The sequence below is a fragment of the Pseudomonas sp. 25 R 14 genome (assembly GCF_900004755.1).
GTDB classification, from domain to species: Bacteria; Pseudomonadota; Gammaproteobacteria; order Pseudomonadales; family Pseudomonadaceae; genus Aquipseudomonas; species Aquipseudomonas brenneri.
In genome coordinates this window covers 203,813-223,542 of record NZ_CVTS01000051.1, presented here as the reverse complement: position 1 = coordinate 223,542, position 19,730 = coordinate 203,813, and the positions used below count along the sequence as shown (strand labels likewise).

Genomic DNA, 19,730 nt, shown 5'->3' with positions numbered 1-19,730 from the left:
GCCACAGTAGCGAAGGGCGGCGCCCCAGGCAAGCCGCTAGCCCCCGGCGACGGCCTGCTGCCTGGCCTGGGGCGCTGCGCTCAACCACTGCTCCAACTCACGATGGACCTGTGGCGCCAGCAGTTGCCGGTCGGCCATCCATTGGTCGTTGAATACCGTGTCCAGGTACTTTTCACCGCCATCGCACACCAGCGCCACGATCACGCTGTGGGCCGGCGCGTGCCGGGCCTCGCGCAGGGCCTGGTAGACCACGCCGCCAGCCGAGCCACCCAGTAGCAAGCCGTAATGCCGGGCCAGGTAGCGTGCGGTTTCAAAGGCCTGGGCATCGCTGACGGTCAATCCTTTATCGATCAGCGCATAGTCGACCACGGCACCGATTTCCGCGCCTTCGGGGGTGCCGGTACCGGATTGGTGATACGGCGCACCGGGGCCGCCGAAGATCACCGACCCACAGGGTTCGACACCGATCACCTGCAGGCCGCGGGCATGGCGTTTCAAGGCGCGCGCAGTGCCGCACAGCGAGCCGCCGGTGCCCACGGCGCCCACCAGATAGTGGATTTCGTCCCCCAGCGCCGCGCGCAATTCCGCTGCCAGCGCCGTGTAGCCATTGGCATTCGCCGGGTTGTGGTGCTGGCGGGTCCAGTAGGCGCCCTGCTCGCTGGCGATACGTTCGGCGGTGGCATCCCGGTCGGCAGTAGCCAGCCCGCCACCGGGATCGCCAACCCGCACCAACTGCGCACCAAAGGCCTGCATGGCCCGCAGTTTGTCGGGGCTGGCGTGTTCGTCAACCACTGCGGTGAAGCTATAACCGCGCTCGGCGGCGAGCAACGCCAGGCCCAACCCGGTGTTGCCCGAGGTCGACTCGACAATCCGTCCACCCGGCTTGAGCTGCCCCGAGGCCTGTGCCTCATCGAGCATCTGCCGGGCCATGCGGATCTTGGCGGTGCCGGTGGGGTTGAATTGCTCCAGCTTGAGCAGCACGCAGCTGCCGTTTTCAGTGACGCATAATTTGAGCAGCGGCGTATCGCCGATCAGTTCGGACAGGCAAGTCTTGATCATGACAACCTCTGGGCAGTATGAAAAACAGGCGCGGCGCTTAGCCGGCCAGGGCCGCGACGGCACGTTGCAAGCTGGCGAGAAACGCCTGGTTTTGCTCGACCAGGCCCAGGGACACGCGAATGAAACCGGTGTACCCCGGCTCGCGCCAGGCCTTGACGATGATCCCGTCCTTGAGCAGTTCTTCGACCACTTCCAGGGCATTGCGGGCGGTATCGATAAACAGGAAATTGGCCTGGGACGGCGCCACGCGAAAACCCGCAGCCTGTAGTCCCTGGGTCAGGCGCTGGCGCTCGATCGTGATGAATTCGCGGCTACGCACCACGTGCGCCTGGTCAAGCCAGGCGGCCTGGGCAGCCTCCTGGGCCGGTTGATTGACGTTGTACGGCGTACGCACCCGGTGCAGCGCGTCGATCAGGCTGGGGTGCGAGGCAATGCCATAGCCGATCCGCAGCCCCGCCAGCCCGTAGGCCTTGGAGAATGTGCGCAGGATGATCCACGGCCGCGTCTGCGCGCCCAGGATCGCCAGGGCGTCGGCGCCGTCCTCGACGAATTCGAAGTACGCTTCGTCGATCACCAGCAAGGTATCGGGATGGGCGGCGGCGACCAGCTCAGTCAGTTCAACCGGCGATAGCGCTGTCCCTACCGGGTTGCAGGGCGTGCTCAGCATCAGCATCTTCGCCGGTGGCTGGAGGGCCGCAGCCCAGGCCGGCAAATTGAGGCTGAAGTCATGGTTGAGCGGCACCTTGTCCACCTGCGCCCCCATCATCAACGGCAGGCTTTCATGCAGGCTGAAACAAGGCTGCTGGGTGACGACCCGATCCTGGGGATCGAGCAGTGCCAGGCACAGCAATTCGAGGATGTTTTCCGAACCGTTGCCGAGGATGATTCTGGCCGGATCGATATCCAGCTGCCCACCGATCAGTTGCCGTAACGCCCGACCGCTGGGGTCGGGATAACGCTCCAACCCTGCCCCGCCCTGACGCGCAAGCATGGCAGCGGCGGCCGGCGACATGCCCAGGGGGTTTTCGCAGTTGGACAGCTTGGTCACCGTTGGCGTACCGAGCTTACGTGGATCGGCGCCCGGATCGTACAGGGGCAAGCGCCGCACACTGGGCCGCACCAGCGCCTCGATGCGGTGGGCGGGGTTGTCTTGATGCATTGAACACCTCCTTGTTATGACAGTGCGATGGCGCCTGCGCGGTCCAGCGCCTTGAGTTGCCGTTCAAACGAGACGATCAGCAGCAGCGCCGTGGCCGCCAGGCCTATCGCCAGCCCGGCCCATACGCCAAAGATGCCGTAGGGACTGACGATGCCCAGCAACCAGGCGGCGGGCAGCCCCACCAGCCAGTAGCCGAACAGCGAAATACGCAACGGCCCCGCCGTATCGCCGATACCGCGCAAGATGCCGTTGCCGATGTTCTGGCTGGCATCAAAGATCTGCAGGACGATGGCGATCAGCAAACCGGTAGCCATCAGGCTCACTGCATCCTGGTTGTTGGCGTGTTCGGTGCTGATAAACAGGCCGATCACCTGTTCGGGCAGCAGTGCATAGGGAATCGCAAACAGCAGCATGACCACCACTCCGAGCCCCAGCCCCAGGCGCCCCAGCTGCCGGGCGCGCTGATACTGCCCGGTGCCGCAGGCCTCGCTGATATGGATCGAGGCCGCGTGGGAGATCCCCGCCGAGAACATGAACACGATGTAGATGATCTGGTTGAGCACGGTCTGCGCCGCCAGCGCTTCCATGCCCAGGGTGCCGATCAGCAGGGTCAGCACGCTGAAGAACCCGGCCTCGCTGGCATAGGTCCCGGCAATCGGCAGTCCGAGCTTCCACACGGCCTTGATCGCCGTCGGCGAAAAACTCAGCTGTGCAAGCTTGAAGTAGCCGGCCAGGCGCCGGTGGGTCAGCACCACCACGAGGAACATCAGGAACGACAGCAGGAACACCACCGCGCTGGTGATTGCCACCCCTGCCAGCCCATAGGCCGGCAGGCCCAGTTTGCCGAACACCAGCACGTAGTTCAGTGCCGCCGTAAGAACGATCGACACCAAGGTGATTGCCAGCAACGGGCCGGGGAACTTGAGGCCGACCGTGAAGTGGCGCAGCGCCTGGAACCACAGGCACGGCAATAGGCCTGGGGCAATGATCAACAGGAAGTCCATGGCCCCCGCCACGACGCTGGCGTCCTGGCCCAGCCATGTCAGTGGTTGACGCAACGCCAACAACACGCCCATAAACACCAGGCCACTGACGGTGGCCCAGAACAGGCCCGCCACCAGCAGCGCACGCACTTGAGCTTCATCGCCCCTGGCGTTGGCTTGCGCCACCAGATTACTGACGCCCGTGACCAGCCCGGTGCCGGTGGTGCGCAACTGGTTGAACAGGGCGAGTGCCAGGCCACCGGCTGCCAGCTCCTTGGCGCCCAGGGTGCCAAGCACCACGATATCGATGGTGGTCAGGGCCACATACGCCAGGTTGGTCAGGATCAGCGGCAGTGCCAGTAGCAACAGTGCCCGGCTGTCAGCGCGCCAGGCGCCAGGTTGCGCGGTATTCAAGCCGACCATAGCTGGACCCTCTGCCCACGGTTCTGCGCCAGCGCGCGATCGGCCATCAAGCGACCGAGGGCGACATCGGTCACCACCATGCCGCTGTTGTAGGCAAACACCACATCATCGCGATGGCGCCGTGCGGGTGCCAGGCCCAGGAGGATATCCGGCAGTTCGGCGTCCACCTCGGGCAGGCTGCCGTCAGCCGCCGCCAGGTCGGCGCTGGTGACCTGCATCTGCGCGATGTCGGTGGCGATGCGGTAGTCAGCGCCATGCAGCACGTCGGCATCGATGCCATAGCCGACCAGCACTGCCACGGCGCCCGGCTTGAGCCAGGCCCGCTGCACTTGCTGGCGCGCCGAAAGCCCGGCGACGCCGAGGATGATATCGGCCTCGCCAGCCGCCGCCTGCAGGTCGTCGACCACGATCACATCGCGCAACGGATAGTGTTTGTGCAGGTTGTCCCGCACCGCGCGCAGACCCTCGGCGTAGTGCCCATAGACATACAATCGCTCCAGGTCCGGCATGGCCGCCAGCAGCATGGGCAGCGCCACCTGGCCCTGCACACCGGTGCCGACCACCAGGGCGCTGCGGGCATCCGGGCACGCGGCCCTGGCCATCAACGCCGAAGTAGCCGAGGTGCGCAGCGGCCCGAGCTTGACCACATCCATCAAGGCAATCGGACGGCCGGTGCGGTCATCACACAAGAAGATAAACGAGTGGAATTGATAGGCATCGCGGGTGCGCTGCGGATCATGTTCGTAGACCACCTTGAAACCCACGGTTTGGCTCGCGCCATCGCGGCCGACCATCGAGTAGCTGATGGAGCGCCGGTCTGTCGGTTCGACAATGGTCTTGAGCGGGTTCTGCGAGTCGCCGCTGCGCAAGGCCTTGTACGCCTGCTCGACCACCTGCAGCACTTCGCGGTAACTCACCCCCAGGTCTTCGAGCGCGGCTTGGGGCAGCACCCATAGATCAGCGGGGGCAGCGGGTTTGTTCGAACTGTTCACTCAAGGCTCCTTGTGCAATGGTTTTAACGCTCACGCCAGGCTGTCCAGCTTCCAGCGCAGGTGTTGATTACGCAGCTCCACCACCACTTTGTGGGGCAATGGGGCTTCGTGAAATGGCGACTCGTTGGAGTCCATCTGATAGCCGGCAGTATTGAGGTAGATCAGCAAGTCGCCGGCCTGGATCGGGCAGTCGAAGGCGACTTTGCGCCAGGTCAGCATGTCCGACTCCAGGCAGGTGGCTCCGCCGATACAGGCGACAAAGGGCGACGGCGCCCGTGGCGTTGCCGGCAGCAGCAGTGGGTCAGGCAGGAACTCGCTGTTGAACCATTGTTCGGAGAGGCTGAAGCTGCTGCCCTGCACGGTGACCAGTGCATACCCGTCGCTGGCGCTGCGGTCCTTGACGCCCTGCACGCGGAACACACTGATGCCGGCCTGGTCGAGCAAGGCGCGGCCAGGTTCAATGATCAGGCGCACCCCGTGTTCGATGACCTTTTGCGCCAGGCTCAGGCCGGGGCTGACGGGCGTGGCGAGGATATCGTCGAGGGCCTCGGCCCCGGCGCGCAACGCACCATAGGGATAGAACCCGGCAAACCCTTTTTCCCCGTGATAACCCTCGGCACAGTCCTCGGCCATAAAGGCCCGCCACTGCGCCGGGTCGACATAACGCACGGCAAAACCACCCCCCAGGTTGACCGTGCGGCAGTTGTCCAACTCACTGGCCTGGCACAGATCGATCAAGTGGCTGGCGACTTGCGCCCGCTGCTCGGTGTCATAACCGCCCAGGTGAAAGGAAAAGCCTTGCAAGTCCAGGTTCGCCACATGCTGGCGGCAGAACACCAGGGCCTGGTCGCATTCCCGGGCATTCAAGCCGAAGCGGCTGTGGGGCTGGCTGCTGGGGCAATAACGCAACAGCAGGTGCGCCCGTTGTCGCATCGATTGCGCCAACTGCTGGATACGCATCAGTTCCTCCAGCGAATCCACCGCCAGCAAGCACTGGTGGCTCAAGCCCAACCCCAGCAACTGATCACTCTTGCGCGGGCCGGACACGCCGATATCACCGCCGGCAACCCCGCCCGCCAAGGCCTTTTGCAGCTCACCGACGCTGGCCACATCCACGCCAATCGCACACTGCGCGCAGGCCTGGATAAAGCAGTTGGCCTTGTTGGCCTTCTTGGCAAATAACAGGCTGCCGCGCACCTGGGCGTCGGTGAAGCTGTGCTGGAAGGCTTCGACATTGGCGTGAAAGATCTGCGGGCACAGCAGATGCAATGGCGAGCCAAGGCCGTCGACCAGTTCGGTCAATCGGGTGCGGTGCTGATCGAGCAGCCGCTCGACCCACAGGTGGCGCAGGCCGGGCAATGAGCTGGAATGGGTCATCGGTCTAGAACTCGAATTTGGCCGAGAGGAACACTTCGCGCTCGCGCCCCACATCCAGCCCACCCTGGTAATAGGCGCTGGCGTAGTAGTACTTGTTGGTCAGGTTCTTGCCGTGCAGGCGGTAGGTCACCGGGGTATCCGCCAGTTTCGAGCGGTAACTGACGCCGGCATCGAGCAAGGTGTAGCTGGGGATGTAGCCGCTGTTCTGTGGATCCACCGGGCGGCTGCCGACGTAGCTCAAGGTGCTGTCCAACGACAGGCCGGGCACGGCGGCCACGCTGTACAAGGCACCGACCGCACCTTTCCACTTGGGCACACTTTCGGTGCGTTTGCCTTCTACCGTGACGTCATCGACATCTTCCATGCGCGTGGACAGATAAGCCGCATTGGCGGTGAGTGTCAGGGCATCGGTGACGCGGTTGGACAGGGTCAGCTCAGCGCCACGATGGTGAAATTCACCATCGCTGACGTAAGTGTTGCTGGTATTCAGGTAACTGGCCTTGCGCCGGATATCGAACACCGCCAGGCCCAGGTTCAGGCGATCATTGAGGTCCAGCTTCAGGCCGACTTCGTACTGCTGGGACTCGATGGCGTCGGTGGGCTGGTTGGCATTGGTCGCGTTGTAGGGTGCGTAGTCGCCCTTTTCAAAGCCTTTGGAGTAGCTGACGTAGGTCATCAGGCTGTCCCAGGGCCGATAGATCAGCGCGGCGCTGGGCACGAATACGTTGTGGCTTTGCGCCGGCGCCTTGGCCGAAAGATGATCGGCGCGGTACCAGATATAGCGCCCACCGAGCATCACCTGGAACTGTTCGTTCAGGGAAATCAGGTCGCTGGCAAAGACCGAGGTTTCCTTGATGGAGGACACAAAGTCGGTGGGCTGCTCCGGGCCGAAATGCCATTTCGGCGGGTTGACCGGGTGCAGGATGTTGCCTACCGAGACGTCACCGATGCTGATGCCCGGAGTGCCGCTGTCCACCGAGTCCCAGAACGGGCTGACATCCTTGAATTGCTTGTAGCCGGTGCCGAAGAACACGTCGTGATAGATGTTGCCGGTGGCGAACTTGCCGGCCAGGTACGACTGCAGTGACCAGGTGCTGAACACTTCGCCACGGGACACATAAAAGTCCGCCGAGCCAATATCACCATTGGGCTTGATCCCGAACAGGTCGTTGTAGCCGCCGTGGCGCTCGACCCGCGAATAGTTGCCCTGGGTCACGGACGTCCAGTTGTCATCGAGTTCGTACTCGAACTTGGCGTCGAGGTTGGCGCCTTCGGTCTGGTGGCGGAACCAGGAGCCGGTCAGCAGATCCCGGCGATTGATCTTGGGCGGCAGTACATAGCTGGACGGATCCAGCGGATTGGCGCGGCCGCTCTGGTCGGCACGCAGCAATGGGTCGGAGACCGTGGATTTGCGCGACCAGTCCGCGTTGAGTTGCAACAGCGCACGATCACTCAAGCGAAAATCGGTGGCCAGGCCAATGAACTTGCGCTCCATGTCGCGGGCGTGATCGAAGTCACCGTTTTTTTCGTAGCCCGCATTCAGGCGATAGCCAAAGGCGCCGTCGTTGAATGAGTCACTCGTATCAATCGCCACGTAGCGGCCGAGCAACGACGAGCCTTGCACGCTGACATTGAGCAGCGGCTCCAGGGTCGGGCGCTTGAGGATGTAGTTGATGGTGCCGCCCGGCGAGTTGAAACCGTAGAGAAAGCCCGACGGGCCCTTGAGCACATCGATGCGCTCGACGTTTTCCAGGGGCACATCGTGGTGCGGTGCCAGGGTCAGGCCGTCGCGGCGGATGGTGTTGAAGTTGTCCATGGCAAAGCCGCGCAGGCGGAAGTTGTCAAACCCACTACCGCCTGAAGCACTGAGCACCGAAGGGTCGAGGCTCAACACGTCCACGGCGGTGCGCGCGGAGCTGTCGGCGATGGTCTTGCTGGAGTAACTCTGGATGGCCAGGGGGATTTCCATGGCGTCCTTGGCGCCAAAACCACCGGCATTCACTTCCAGCGCCTTGTTCAGCGGTGCGCTGACCCGGGTGGCTTCAAGCTCGGTGACCAATTCTTCGCGATCTTCTGCTGCGACGGCGGGCAAGCCAGTGAGCGAGGACATCAGCCCCACTGCCAACAATGTGGGAAACCGTGGAGCAATCCCGTGCAACTGGTTCATCTGCAATCCCTTGAGCCAAAAGTAAACGAGCCGACCTCAGGCATGGAGACACATGAGAATCGTTATTGATAGATACAATATAACATTTCTATTTGCCAAACAATCGCACAATCATTCAATACCGGCTATCGCGCCGCTACTAAGCTCAGGCCTTTCCTGGATCACCTGAGATGACTGCCATGCCCTCCTACACCGCCATCAACCTTGCGCACAAATACAGCCTGTTCAGCGAGCAATGGACACCCAAGGTCGTCGCGCAGATGAACGACTACCAATTCAAGGTGGTGAAGATCGAGGGGGATTTTGTCTGGCACAGCCACGCGGATACCGATGAGACCTTCATTGTCCTCGACGGCGCGCTGCGTATTGATTTTCGCGATGGTGCGGTACAGATCGGCGCCGGTGAGATGTTTGTGGTGCCCAAGGGCGTCGAGCACAAACCGTATGCCGAGGGTGAGGTGAAATTACTGCTGGTCGAGCCCTGCGGTGTGTTGAATACCGGTGATCAGGGCGGCGAGCGGACCATGCTCAATGATGTGTGGATCTAGATCACCACATTGCGGATAAAGCGCACCGCCACGGGCCCCTCATTGCGATAGGCATGGGGCTGGTGGCTGGGGAACATAAAGAACTCGCCGGCGGCGATGGTGGTTTCGACATCGCCCACCACCAGGGTCAGGCTGCCCTCGAACACAAACAATTGCGTGCTCCAGCCTTCCAGGTCGGGGTCCGGGCAATAGCGGTCGCCCGGTTCCAGGCGCCACTCCCACAGTTCAACCTCACGCCGGGCGGTAGCCTTGGCCAGTAGCACGGCTTTGCTGCCATCGATTTCCCCGGTCCAGGCCAGTTCGTTGATGCGGCTGTGGTCACGGGCATCGGGCGCCTGGATCAGGTCGCTGAAGGCCACGTCCAGCGCTTCGGCCACACGGTCGAGGGTGGACAGGCTGACGTTCTTTTCACCCGCCTCGATGGCCACCAGCATGCGCCGGCTGACCCCGGATTTTTCCGCCAGGGCCGTCTGGCTCAATTCGGCCGCGTGGCGCAGGCGACGAACGTTCTGGCTGACGTGCTGCAGGACCGAAGCCCGTTGCGGATTTTCTTTGTGCACTATATTGCTCACTCGATGGATTTGCGCAGTATACTGCCCAGCTGCGGCGCATTGTGCGTTCCGCGCCCCTCCTGTGCAAGACCAGAGCCGCCATGACCACCTCGACCTCCTCCGCACTGTTTTCCCGTTTCAGCAAAGCCGAATGCGTGCTGGTGCTGATCACCATGATCTGGGGCGCAACCTTTATCCTGGTGCAACATGCCATGACCGTCAGCGGGCCGATGTTCTTTGTCGGCCTGCGTTTCGCGGCAGCGGCGCTGGTGGTGGGCCTATTTTCCCTGCGCAACCTGCGCGGCCTGACGTTGTTTGAACTCAAGGCCGGGGCCTTTATCGGCACCGCGATCATGTTTGGCTATGGCCTGCAAACCATTGGCTTGCAAACGATCCTCAGCAGCCAGTCGGCGTTCATCACCGCACTCTATGTGCCCTTCGTACCGCTGTTGCAATGGCTGGTGCTGGGGCGGCGCCCGGGCTTGATGCCGAGCATTGGCATCATGCTGGCGTTCGCCGGCCTGATGCTGCTGACCGGTCCCGCCGGTGCATCGCTGAACTTCAGCCCCGGTGAAATCGCGACCCTGATCGGTGCCATTGCGATTGCCGCCGAAATCATCCTGATCAGCGCCTACGCCGGCCAAGTGGATGTACGCCGGGTGACGGTGGTGCAACTGGCCACCGCGTCGCTGCTGTCGTTCCTGCTGGTGGTGCCTATGGGCGAATCGTTACCGGGCTTTTCCTGGTTACTGCTGTTCATCGCCATGGGCCTGGGCTTGACCAGCGCGGTGATTCAACTGGCGATGAACTGGGCGCAGAAAAGCGTCTCGCCGACCCGCGCCACCTTGATCTATGCCGGCGAGCCAGTCTGGGCCGGGGTGATCGGGCGGATCGCCGGTGAGCGCTTCCCGCCGATTGCCATGCTGGGGGCGGTGTTGATTGTGGCGGCGGTGATTGTCAGTGAGATGAAGACCCGGCAACAGAAGTCCACTGGTAGGAGCGAGCTTGCTCGCGAAGAGCGTTAACGATGACGCGGGTAACCTGATACCCCGCAGCGCTCTCAGGTTTTTCGCGAGCACGCTCGCTCCTACACAGGGACAGTTAAGGGTTTTCGGTGCATCTTGTAGGATCCTGCCACAGCTTGCCGTTTGGTAATCCGGTTTCCGGCACGTATGATGCATCCCAAACCACTGCAGATTAGAAGCCTATGTCCCTGATAGTTCTACTGCTTCTGCCTTTCATCGGCAGCTGTCTGGCGGCCTTGCTGCCGCACAACGCACGTAATACTGAATCCCTGCTGGCCGGCCTTGTGGCCCTGGTCGGTACTGTACAAGTCGCCCTGCTCTACCCCCAGATCGCCGACGGTGGCGTGATCCGCGAAGAATTCTCCTGGCTGCCCAGCCTGGGCCTGGATTTCGTGTTGCGCATGGATGGCTTCGCCTGGTTGTTCTCGCTGCTGGTATTGGGCATCGGCAGCCTGGTGTCTTTGTACGCCCGCTATTACATGTCGCCGGATGACCCGGTGCCGCGTTTCTTTGCGTTTTTCCTGGCGTTCATGGGCGCGATGCTCGGGTTGGTGATCTCCGGCAACCTGATCCAGATCGTGTTTTTCTGGGAACTGACCAGCCTGTTCTCGTTCCTGCTGATCGGCTATTGGCACCACCGTTCCGATGCGCGCCGTGGTGCCTATATGGCGCTGATGGTGACCGGTGCGGGTGGTTTGTGCCTGCTGGCGGGGGTCATGCTGCTCGGCCATGTCGTCGGCAGTTACGATCTGGACCAGGTGCTTGCCGCCGGCGACCAGATCCGTGCCCACTCCCTCTACCCCATCCTGCTGACGTTGATCCTGATCGGCGCCCTGAGCAAAAGCGCGCAATTCCCCTTCCACTTCTGGCTCCCCCACGCCATGGCCGCACCGACGCCCGTGTCGGCCTACCTGCACTCGGCCACGATGGTGAAGGCCGGCGTGTTCCTGCTGGCCCGCCTGTGGCCCTCGCTGTCGGGCAGCGAAGAATGGTTCTGGATGGTCGGTGGCGCCGGTGCCCTGACCCTGTTGCTCGGCGCGTATTGCGCGATGTTCCAGAACGACCTCAAGGGCCTGCTGGCCTACTCCACCATCAGCCACCTGGGCCTGATCACTCTGCTGCTGGGCCTCAACAGCCCGCTGGCTGCCGTCGCGGCGGTGTTCCATATCCTCAACCACGCCACGTTCAAGGCTTCGCTGTTCATGGCAGCAGGCATCATCGACCACGAAAGCGGCACCCGCGATATCCGCAAGCTCAGCGGCCTGGTGCGCCTGATCCCGTTTACCGCGACCCTGGCCATGGTCGCCAGCGCCTCCATGGCCGGGGTGCCGTTGCTCAACGGTTTCCTGTCCAAGGAAATGTTCTTCGCCGAAACGGTATTTATCTCCTCGACCCAGTGGGTGGAAATTGCCCTGCCGGTGATCGCGACCATCGCCGGTACCTTCAGCGTGGCCTATGCCCTGCGCTTCACCGTGGATGTGTTCTTCGGCCCGGCGGCCACTGACCTGCCGCACACCCCGCACGAACCGCCACGCTGGATGCGCGCGCCGGTGGAGCTGCTGGTGTTCACCTGCCTGCTGGTGGGGATCTTCCCGGCCCAGGTGGTGGGTTCGATCCTTGCCGCCGCCGCCCTGCCGGTAGTCGGCGGTGTATTGCCCCAGTACAGCCTGGCGATCTGGCACGGCTGGAACGCGCCGATGATCATGAGCCTGGTGGCCATGACCGGTGGCGTGGTCCTGTACCTGCTGCTGCGCAAGCAACTCAAGCGCGGGCGCTTCAAGTACCCGCCGATCATCAGCTACTTCAATGGCAAGCGCATGTTCGAGCGCTGCCTGGTGGTGATGATGCGCGGTGTGCGCCGGCTTGAAAAACACATCAGCACCAAGCGCCTGCAGACCCAGTTGTTCCTGCTGGTGCTGGCGGCGGTGGTCGTCGGGATGATCCCGATGCTGGGCAACAGCCTGAGCTGGGGCGACCGGCCGAAAATTCCCGGTTCCATCGTCTTCGTCACCCTGTGGCTGCTGGCGATTGCCTGTGCCCTGGGCGCCGCCTGGCAAGCCAAGTATCACCGGCTGGCAGCCCTGACCATGGTCAGCGTCTGCGGCCTGATGACCTGCGTGACCTTTGTCTGGTTCTCTGCGCCGGACCTGGCATTGACACAACTGGTGGTCGAAGTGGTGACCACCGTGCTGATCCTGCTGGGCCTGCGCTGGCTGCCACGGCGGATCGAAGAGGTCTCGCCGCTGCCCAACTCGCTGCGCAAGGCGCGCATTCGCCGGCTGCGCGACTTGCTGCTGTCCACTGTGGTCGGTGGCGGCATGGCGCTGTTGTCCTATGCCATGCTGACCCGCCAGACCCCCAACGACATTTCCTCGTTCTACCTCAGCCGCGCCCTGCCTGAAGGCGGCGGCAGCAATGTGGTGAATGTGATGCTGGTGGACTTCCGGGGCTTCGATACCCTGGGCGAAATCACCGTGCTGGGTGCCGTGGCCTTGACGGTCTATGCGCTGCTGCGCCGTTTCCGCCCGCCCAAGGAAAGCGAACAACTGCCCGCGCAACAGCGGCTGTTGGCACCGGACGTGGACACCGACCTGGTCAACCCACGCCAGGCCAGCGACACCGCCCTGGGCTTTATGATGGTGCCCGCCGTGCTGGTGCGCCTGCTGCTGCCGATTGCCCTGGTGGTGTCGTTCTACCTGTTCATGCGCGGCCACAACCAGCCGGGCGGCGGGTTTGTCGCAGGCCTGGTGATGTCGGTGGCGTTTATCCTGCAATACATGGTCGCCGGTACCCAGTGGGTCGAGGCGCAGATGAACCTGCGGCCGCTGCGCTGGATGGGCTTCGGCCTGTTGTCGGCGACATTGACCGGCTTGGGCGCACTGTTCTTCGGCTACCCGTTCCTCACCACCAGTACCCTGCACCTGAGCTTGCCGGTGCTGGGCGACATCCATATCGCCAGCGCGCTGTTCTTCGACGTGGGCGTATACGCGATGGTGGTCGGTTCGACCCTGCTGATGCTCACCGCCCTGGGTCACCAATCGGTGCGGGCCCATAAACCCGGCAACCAGGCGAAAGCCGCCGCCAACCCACAAGGAGCTGCCGCCTGATGGAAGAAGTCATCGCAATTGCCATTGGGGTCCTGGCGGCCTCCGGCGTCTGGCTGGTGCTGCGGCCACGGACCTTCCAGGTGGTGATGGGCCTGTGCCTGTTGTCGTATGGGGTCAACCTGTTCATCTTCAGCATGGGCAGCCTGTTTATCGGCAAGGAGCCAATCATCAAGGACGGCGTGCCCCAGGACCTGCTCAATTACACCGATCCCCTGCCCCAGGCCCTGGTGCTGACGGCGATTGTGATCAGCTTCGCCATGACTGCGCTGTTCCTGGTGGTGCTGCTGGCGTCCCGGGGCCTGACCGGCACTGACCATGTGGACGGCCGGGAGCCCAAGGAATGAGCTGGATGAACCAACTGATCATCGCGCCGATCCTGCTGCCGTTGCTGACCGCCGCGCTGATGCTGATGCTGGGCGAGAAACACCGCCCGCTCAAGGCCAAGATCAACCTGCTGTCGAGCATGACCGGCCTGGGCATCGCGGTGCTGATGCTGTACTGGACGCAAAAAGGTGGCCCCGCCTCCATCGGCGTGTACCTGCCGGGCAACTGGCAGGCGCCGTTCGGCATCGTGCTGGTGGTGGACCAACTGTCTGCGTTGATGCTGGTGCTCACCGGGATCATTGGCGTCAGCGCCCTGCTGTTCGCCATGGCCCGCTGGGACCGCGCCGGTACAAGCTTCCACGCGCTGTTCCAGATCCAGTTGATGGGCCTCTACGGCGCCTTTCTTACCGCTGACCTGTTCAACCTGTTCGTATTCTTCGAGGTGCTGCTGGCGGCCTCCTACGGCCTGATGCTCCATGGCTCGGGCCGGGCGCGAGTGTCGGCGGGGCTGCATTACATCTCGATCAACTTGCTGGCCTCGTCACTGTTCCTGATTGGCGCGGCGCTGATCTATGGCGTCACCGGCACCCTGAACTTTGCTGACCTGGCGCTGAAGATCCCGTTGGTCCCGGAAGCCGACCGCGGCCTGCTGCATGCCGGCGCGGCGATTCTCGCCACGGCGTTCCTGGCCAAGGCCGGGATGTGGCCGTTGAACTTCTGGCTGACGCCGGCCTACTCCGCGGCCAGCGCGCCGGTGGCGGCGATGTTTGCGATCATGACCAAGGTCGGCGTGTACACCGTGTTGCGCCTGTGGACCCTGCTGTTTTCCGGGCAAGCCGGCGCTTCGGCGCTGTTTGGCGGCGACTGGCTGGTGTACGGCGGCATGGCAACCATTCTCTGCGCCGCCCTGGCCATGCTCGCCGCCCAACGCCTGGAGCGCATGGCCAGCCTGAGCATCCTGGTCTCGGCCGGCATCCTGCTGTCGGCGGTAGGCTTTGCCCAGCCCAGCCTGACCGCTGGCGCGCTGTTTTACCTGGTCAGTTCGACCCTGGCCTTGAGCGCGCTGTTTTTGCTGGCCGAACTGATCGAACGCTCGCGCTCGTCCAATGAACTGCTGCTGGACGATGAAATCGAAACGTTGCCGCGCCCCATGGAAACCCCGCATCCACCCAAGGGTACCAACCTCGACGATGAACAAAAGGCCGTGGTCGGCCAAGTCATCCCGTGGACCATGGCCTTTCTCGGCCTGAGCTTTATTGCCTGTGCCCTGCTGATCATCGGCATGCCGCCGCTGTCGGGGTTTATCGGCAAGCTCAGCCTGCTCAGCGCCCTGATCAACCCGCTGGGCCTGGGCCATGCCGTAAGTGAGCCGATCCGTCCGGCAGCCTGGGGCTTGGTCGCGCTGTTGATCTTCTCGGGCCTGGCCTCGCTGATCGCCTTTGCCCGATTGGGCATCCAGCGCTTCTGGACCCCGGAAGAACGGCCTTCACCGCTGCTGCGCCGCTTGGAGTGCGTGCCGATCTTCGTCCTGCTTGGCCTGGCGATTGGCCTGACCTTCAAGGCAGAGATGCTGATGCGCTTTACCCAGGACACCGCCAACCGCCTCAATAACCCCGAGCACTATGTAATGGCCGTCATGGCCACCCGCCCAGTGCCCAGCCCGCAAGCCCAGGCCGCCGCCGTGGAGGTACAGCCATGAAACGCCTGTTTCCCGCCCCGTGGTTGTCGTTGGCATTGTGGGCACTGTGGCTGGTGCTGAACCTGTCGATCAGCCCCGGCAACCTGCTGCTGGGGGCGATCCTGGGTTTTCTCGCGCCGCTGATGATGGCGCCGCTGCGCCCGCTGCCGGTCCGTATCCGCCGCCCTGGCGTAATCATTCGTCTGTTCTTCCTGGTCGGCCGCGATGTCATCCTCTCCAACCTGCACGTGGCCTGGGGCATATTGACCTGCGGCACACGGCCGCCGCGCTCGCGTTTTGTCAAAATCCCCCTGGACCTGCGTGACGCCAACGGCCTGGCGGTACTGTCGATGATCACCAGCGTGACCCCAGGCACCGTCTGGTCGGAACTGGCCCTGGACCGCAGCATCCTGTTGCTGCACGTGTTCGACCTGGATGACGACGCGCAGTTTATCGAGCACTTCAAGCAGGCCTATGAACGGCCCCTGATGGAGATCTTCGAATGAGTGCCCTGCTCTCCAATGCGATCTTGGCCAGCCTGTTCCTGTTTTCCCTGGCCATGGTCCTGACCCTGGTACGCCTGTTCAAGGGCCCCTCGGCCCAGGACCGGGTCCTGGCCCTGGACTACCTGTATATCCTGGCGATGCTGATGATGCTGGCGTTGGGTATTCGTTACGCCAGTGATACCTACTTCGAAGCAGCGCTGCTGATTGCGCTGTTCGGCTTTGTCGGCTCATTTGCCCTGGCCAAGTTCCTGCTGCGTGGAGAGGTGATCGAATGATCAATGTCAGTGAACTGCCGCTGTGGGTGGAAGTGCTCGTGGCAATCTTGCTGCTGCTCAGCAGCCTGTTTGCGCTGCTTGGCGCGATCGGCCTGCTGCGGATGAAGGACTTTTTCCAGCGCATGCACCCACCGGCGCTGGCCTCGACCCTTGGCGCCTGGTGCGTGGCGCTGGCGTCGATTATCTATTTCTCGACCCTCAAGTCCGGGCCGGTGCTGCACGGCTGGCTGATTCCGATCCTGCTGTCGATCACCGTACCGGTGACCACCCTGTTGCTGGCGCGCACATCGCTGTTTCGCAAGCGCATGGCGGGGGAAAATGTGCCGGCCGAAGTCAGCAGCCGTCGCACCGAGAGTGGTAGCTGATCGGTAAAAAAATGTGGGAGCGGGCTTGCTCGCTCCCACATTCAGGCCCAGGCGACGACCAGCAACCCGGTGCCCAACACCAGGCACAGCGGCGAATAGAAAAACGTATCCAGCCGGGCAAACCGCGAGCCGCCAACCTTCTTGAAAAACCCCACCAGCTCCGAGTCCCCAATTGCTCGCGCAAACATGATCAAGGCAATCGCGCTGATCCCCCACTGCAAGGCCTGATGGCCCACCGGCTGGAAAAACAGCCCCGCCCGCAGGCACACCAGCAATGCAATCAGCACCAGCCCCACGGCCACCAGGAAGGTGCCCAGCGCCGACGGTTTGAACGCCGGTCGTGGCCCGCTGGCGAACTCGCCGGGCAGTTGCGGGATCGCCGCCGTGCTGCCGAACTTGCCGCCTGCGGCCCAGTACACATGGACCATGCTGATAAACGCAAATACCCCGACAACCCACCTCGCAATAACAAAGCTCATGGCTGGATACCCCTTAAAAAGTTCGAAAGAGGATAGTCCTTTTCAGATTTTTTGCAGGCATTTAGTCGTCTGGTGATAAAGTGCCGCCCCATGAAACTCGCCCGTGCCGACCGCTCGTTGATTGCCTGGATGCTCTATGGCTGCGTCCTGTTCAACGTGTTCGCCTGCAGTATTGGCCATGGGCAAATGGTCGGCATGCAGCTCAACGGCATTGGCGGCCAGTTCTGTACCGTAGACCCGCGCACCCAGGCGCCAGCCCCCGTAAACACGGGCGATGAGTCGCTGCCTACGTTGTCCAAGGCCTTCGGTTGCCCGCTGTGTTCCACCGGCGGCATGGGCCCGGCGCTCAACTCCAGCCTTAACGTTGCGGTCCTGCCCCAGCCTCACGCGCCACCGCCAGCCGTGGTGGTCACGGCTGACATTCCCACCCGTTTTACCTGGCCTGCGGCTAATCCGCGCGCCCCACCCGCCTACGCCTGATACCTGCGCTTTCTGACCCGCATACCACGCTGCTTCCCCTGGGAAGCGCGGACGGCTGTGCGTTGCTTCCAAGCCATGCTTTTCAGGATTTATCGATGAAACATTTACCTCTACTGGCGGGCCTGTGCGGCTGCCTGCCTTTTGGCGCCTGGGCCCTTGAGCTGGCCCCCACCACCATTGACGGCGCCGCCAGCAACGAGCCTGGCCTGGCCCTGGACCAATCCAGCGGCATGGCCTCGCGCCTGGGGCTGAGCGTGCGGGAAACCCCGGCCTCCATCAGCATCGCCGACCGCAATGATATCGAGCGCCGTGGCGCCAAGACCTTCCAGGATGCGGCCAATACCCTGCCCGGGGTCAACGCCAGTGCGCCGCCGGGGTTTGGTGGTTTTATCTCCTATCGGGGCTTTACCAGCAGCCAGATCACCCAGATGTTCAACGGCATCAACGTCGCCGGTGGCCTCGCACGGCCGGTGGATGCGTGGATTTATGACCGAGTGGAGCTGGTGGGCGGCCCCTCCTCGCTGATCAACGGCGCCGGCTCCGTGGGCGGCTCGCTGAACTACGTGACCAAGCTCGCCACCCGCGAAGAACAGGCCGTCGAAGGCCAGATCAACTATGGCAGCTACGACACCACCGGCATCGCCCTGGGCCTGAACCACGCCCTGACCGAGCCCGGGGCCGAGGTCCAGCACTACGCGCGCCTGGATGTCAGCCGCAACACCAACCACACCCATATCGACCGCCAGCAACGTGAGGCCTGGAGCGTGGCCTTTTCCCTGCTCAGTGACCTCACACCCAACCTGTCCCACACCCTGGCCCTGGAGTATCAGGACGAACACGAAGACAGCCCGTACTGGGGCACCCCGGTGCTCAACCCCAAGGCCGGCGAGTTGAAGATCGACAAGCACAACCGCTTCAACAACTACAACGTCGCCGATGGCCGCTACGAACAGCGGACAATCTGGGCCCGCTCGATCATCGACTACCGGATCAACGACAGCACCACCTTGCGCAACACCCTCTATCACCTGGACAGCCAGCGCGACTACCGCAACCTGGAGACCTACCAGTACAGCGCCGACAACAGCGTGGTGAACCGTTCGACGGCCTATCAGGTGCGCCATCAGGGTGAGCAGAACGGCAACCAGTTCGAGCTGCGCCATGACAACAGCCTGTTCGGCCTGGCCACCACCTGGTCCGGCGGTTTCGAATACAAGGTCAACAGCACCACCGCCAGCCCGCTGAACGTGTCCGGCAAGAACGCGGTGGACCCGAACCACTATGATCCGGGGCATTTCTACGACCTCCCTGGCACCAAACCAGGCTTTATCAAGGACAAGACCACCGAAGTGACGACCAAGGCGCTGTTCGTCGAGAACCGCCTGGGCCTGACCGACAAACTGTCACTGCTGACCGGCCTGCGCTATGACGCCATCGACCTGGACGTGACCAGCCACCGTGACAATCAACCTAACGTCAAACGCCGTTGGGAGCCGGTCACCGGACGCGTTGGCCTGACCTACCAGTTCATCCCTTCGGCCAATGTCTATGTGCAATACAGCACCGCAGCCGAACAGCCCACCAGCACCACCCAAGTGTTTGATGTGTCCACCGGCAAGCAATGGGAAGTGGGCAGCAAGTTCGATTATCTGGACGGTCGCGGCTCAGCCACCGTTGCCGCGTACCACATCGAGCGCAAGGACTTTGCCGTGACCGACCCACAAGACCCTACCCGCAGCCTTGCAGTGGGCGCACAGACGTCCAGAGGCATCGAGTTGGCCAGTTCGTTGCGTATTACTCCCAAGCTGTTGGCGGAAGGCAACTTCGCCTGGGTCGATGCGCAATACGATGACTTCAACGAGAAAATCGCCAGCGGCGCGGTGGTCTCGCGCAAGGGCAATACGCCGACCAACGTGCCGAAACGGGTGGCTAACCTGTGGCTGACCTATGACATCGCACCTGCCTGGCAAGGCGGCGTGGATGCGCGCTACGTGGCGCAGGTGTATGCCGACAACGCCAATACCCTGACTGTGCCGGCGTACACCCTGTTTGGCACGTTTTTGACCTACAAGGTCGATCAACACACCTCGGTGACAGGCCGGGTGCGCAACCTGACCAATGAGGTGTATGCGCAGTTTGCCCATGTGTCGCCGGCGTATTACCTGGGATCGCCGCGCACCTTCGAGTTGGCGGTGCAGACCAAGTTCTAAGGCTGGAATGCAGTTAAACCTG

General features: G+C 62.8%; 18 protein-coding genes and 1 pseudogene. 11 read left to right on the top strand and 8 right to left on the bottom strand.

The annotated features are described in order from the left end of the window. Window positions 1-36: 36 nt before the first annotated feature. Genes BFQ03_RS18415 through BFQ03_RS18390 form a run of 6 tightly spaced genes read right to left on the bottom strand, consistent with a single transcriptional unit; the run spans window position 37 to window position 8,160 of the window. Window positions 37-1,059 (bottom strand): PLP-dependent cysteine synthase family protein, encoded by a 1,023-nt coding sequence (locus tag BFQ03_RS18415; RefSeq protein ID WP_032861056.1) that lies wholly within the window; start codon window positions 1,057-1,059, stop codon window positions 37-39. A gap of 37 nt (window positions 1,060-1,096) precedes the next feature. Continuing rightward, window positions 1,097-2,218 carry a histidinol-phosphate transaminase gene (gene hisC / locus BFQ03_RS18410; protein WP_065943712.1) on the bottom strand — a complete coding sequence of 374 codons (1,122 nt, stop codon included), beginning with the start codon at window positions 2,216-2,218 and terminating at the stop codon, window positions 1,097-1,099. 14 nt (window positions 2,219-2,232) lie between these two features. After that, window positions 2,233-3,624, bottom strand: coding sequence for an MATE family efflux transporter (locus BFQ03_RS18405; protein WP_050593377.1), 1,392 nt, complete (start codon window positions 3,622-3,624; stop codon window positions 2,233-2,235). Further along, a complete protein-coding gene (locus BFQ03_RS18400; protein ID WP_065943711.1) occupies window positions 3,612-4,616 on the bottom strand; it encodes an ornithine cyclodeaminase in 1,005 nt (334 codons plus the stop codon). The genes BFQ03_RS18405 and BFQ03_RS18400 overlap by 13 nt, the downstream gene beginning before the upstream one ends. A 30-nt stretch (window positions 4,617-4,646) precedes the next feature. After that, window positions 4,647-5,993, bottom strand: a complete 1,347-nt coding sequence (locus BFQ03_RS18395; protein WP_032861059.1) for an alanine racemase — start codon at window positions 5,991-5,993, stop codon at window positions 4,647-4,649. A gap of 4 nt (window positions 5,994-5,997) precedes the next feature. After that, entirely contained in the window at window positions 5,998-8,160 is a 2,163-nt protein-coding gene (locus BFQ03_RS18390) for a TonB-dependent siderophore receptor (RefSeq protein WP_065943710.1), read from the bottom strand. A gap of 179 nt (window positions 8,161-8,339) precedes the next feature. Between BFQ03_RS18390 and BFQ03_RS18385 the strand changes: the two genes are divergently transcribed. Beyond that, complete coding sequence (locus tag BFQ03_RS18385; RefSeq protein WP_090293103.1) at window positions 8,340-8,708, top strand: cupin domain-containing protein; 369 nt, start codon at window positions 8,340-8,342, stop codon at window positions 8,706-8,708. Here the strand turns inward: BFQ03_RS18385 and BFQ03_RS18380 are convergent. After that, complete coding sequence (locus BFQ03_RS18380) at window positions 8,705-9,268, bottom strand: helix-turn-helix domain-containing protein (RefSeq protein ID WP_032861061.1); 564 nt, start codon at window positions 9,266-9,268, stop codon at window positions 8,705-8,707. The genes BFQ03_RS18385 and BFQ03_RS18380 overlap by 4 nt on opposite strands. Before the next feature lie 92 nt (window positions 9,269-9,360). Between BFQ03_RS18380 and BFQ03_RS18375 the strand changes: the two genes are divergently transcribed. The 8 genes and pseudogenes from BFQ03_RS18375 to BFQ03_RS18345 all read left to right on the top strand — a co-directional run bounded on the left by BFQ03_RS18375 (window position 9,361) and on the right by BFQ03_RS18345 (window position 16,539). Beyond that, window positions 9,361-10,284: a DMT family transporter gene (locus tag BFQ03_RS18375; protein ID WP_032861062.1), complete on the top strand. Its 924-nt coding sequence runs from the start codon at window positions 9,361-9,363 to the stop codon at window positions 10,282-10,284. Beyond that, window positions 10,265-10,351 (top strand): annotated as a pseudogene (locus BFQ03_RS31090) (outer membrane lipoprotein carrier protein LolA); the annotation flags it as partial. The gene BFQ03_RS18375 and the pseudogene BFQ03_RS31090, both read left to right, overlap by 20 nt. Before the next feature lie 115 nt (window positions 10,352-10,466). Then, window positions 10,467-13,391: a monovalent cation/H+ antiporter subunit A gene (locus BFQ03_RS18370; protein ID WP_065943709.1), complete on the top strand. Its 2,925-nt coding sequence runs from the start codon at window positions 10,467-10,469 to the stop codon at window positions 13,389-13,391. Then, window positions 13,391-13,735, top strand: coding sequence for a Na+/H+ antiporter subunit C (locus tag BFQ03_RS18365; protein ID WP_005789164.1), 345 nt, complete (start codon window positions 13,391-13,393; stop codon window positions 13,733-13,735). The genes BFQ03_RS18370 and BFQ03_RS18365 overlap by 1 nt, the downstream gene beginning before the upstream one ends. After that, window positions 13,732-15,414 (top strand): monovalent cation/H+ antiporter subunit D, encoded by a 1,683-nt coding sequence (locus BFQ03_RS18360; RefSeq protein ID WP_065943708.1) that lies wholly within the window; start codon window positions 13,732-13,734, stop codon window positions 15,412-15,414. The genes BFQ03_RS18365 and BFQ03_RS18360 overlap by 4 nt, the downstream gene beginning before the upstream one ends. Then, entirely contained in the window at window positions 15,411-15,899 is a 489-nt protein-coding gene (locus tag BFQ03_RS18355) for a Na+/H+ antiporter subunit E (RefSeq protein WP_065943707.1), read from the top strand. Before BFQ03_RS18360 ends, BFQ03_RS18355 begins: the two co-directional genes overlap by 4 nt. After that, window positions 15,896-16,174: a K+/H+ antiporter subunit F gene (locus tag BFQ03_RS18350; RefSeq protein ID WP_032861066.1), complete on the top strand. Its 279-nt coding sequence runs from the start codon at window positions 15,896-15,898 to the stop codon at window positions 16,172-16,174. Before BFQ03_RS18355 ends, BFQ03_RS18350 begins: the two co-directional genes overlap by 4 nt. Then, window positions 16,171-16,539: a Na+/H+ antiporter subunit G gene (locus BFQ03_RS18345; protein ID WP_065943706.1), complete on the top strand. Its 369-nt coding sequence runs from the start codon at window positions 16,171-16,173 to the stop codon at window positions 16,537-16,539. Before BFQ03_RS18350 ends, BFQ03_RS18345 begins: the two co-directional genes overlap by 4 nt. Window positions 16,540-16,580: 41 nt before the next feature. Here BFQ03_RS18345 and BFQ03_RS18340 read toward each other — a convergent pair whose 3' ends face one another. After that, window positions 16,581-17,018: a DUF3995 domain-containing protein gene (locus BFQ03_RS18340; protein ID WP_032861068.1), complete on the bottom strand. Its 438-nt coding sequence runs from the start codon at window positions 17,016-17,018 to the stop codon at window positions 16,581-16,583. 90 nt (window positions 17,019-17,108) lie between these two features. Here BFQ03_RS18340 and BFQ03_RS18335 point away from each other — a divergent pair, with 90 nt between their 5' ends. After that, complete coding sequence (locus BFQ03_RS18335) at window positions 17,109-17,498, top strand: DUF2946 family protein (protein WP_032861069.1); 390 nt, start codon at window positions 17,109-17,111, stop codon at window positions 17,496-17,498. 95 nt (window positions 17,499-17,593) lie between these two features. Further along, the gene (locus BFQ03_RS18330; RefSeq protein WP_065943705.1) at window positions 17,594-19,708 is read left to right on the top strand and encodes a TonB-dependent receptor; all 2,115 of its coding nucleotides are present in this window, start codon (window positions 17,594-17,596) and stop codon (window positions 19,706-19,708) included. Window positions 19,709-19,730: the final 22 nt, after the last annotated feature.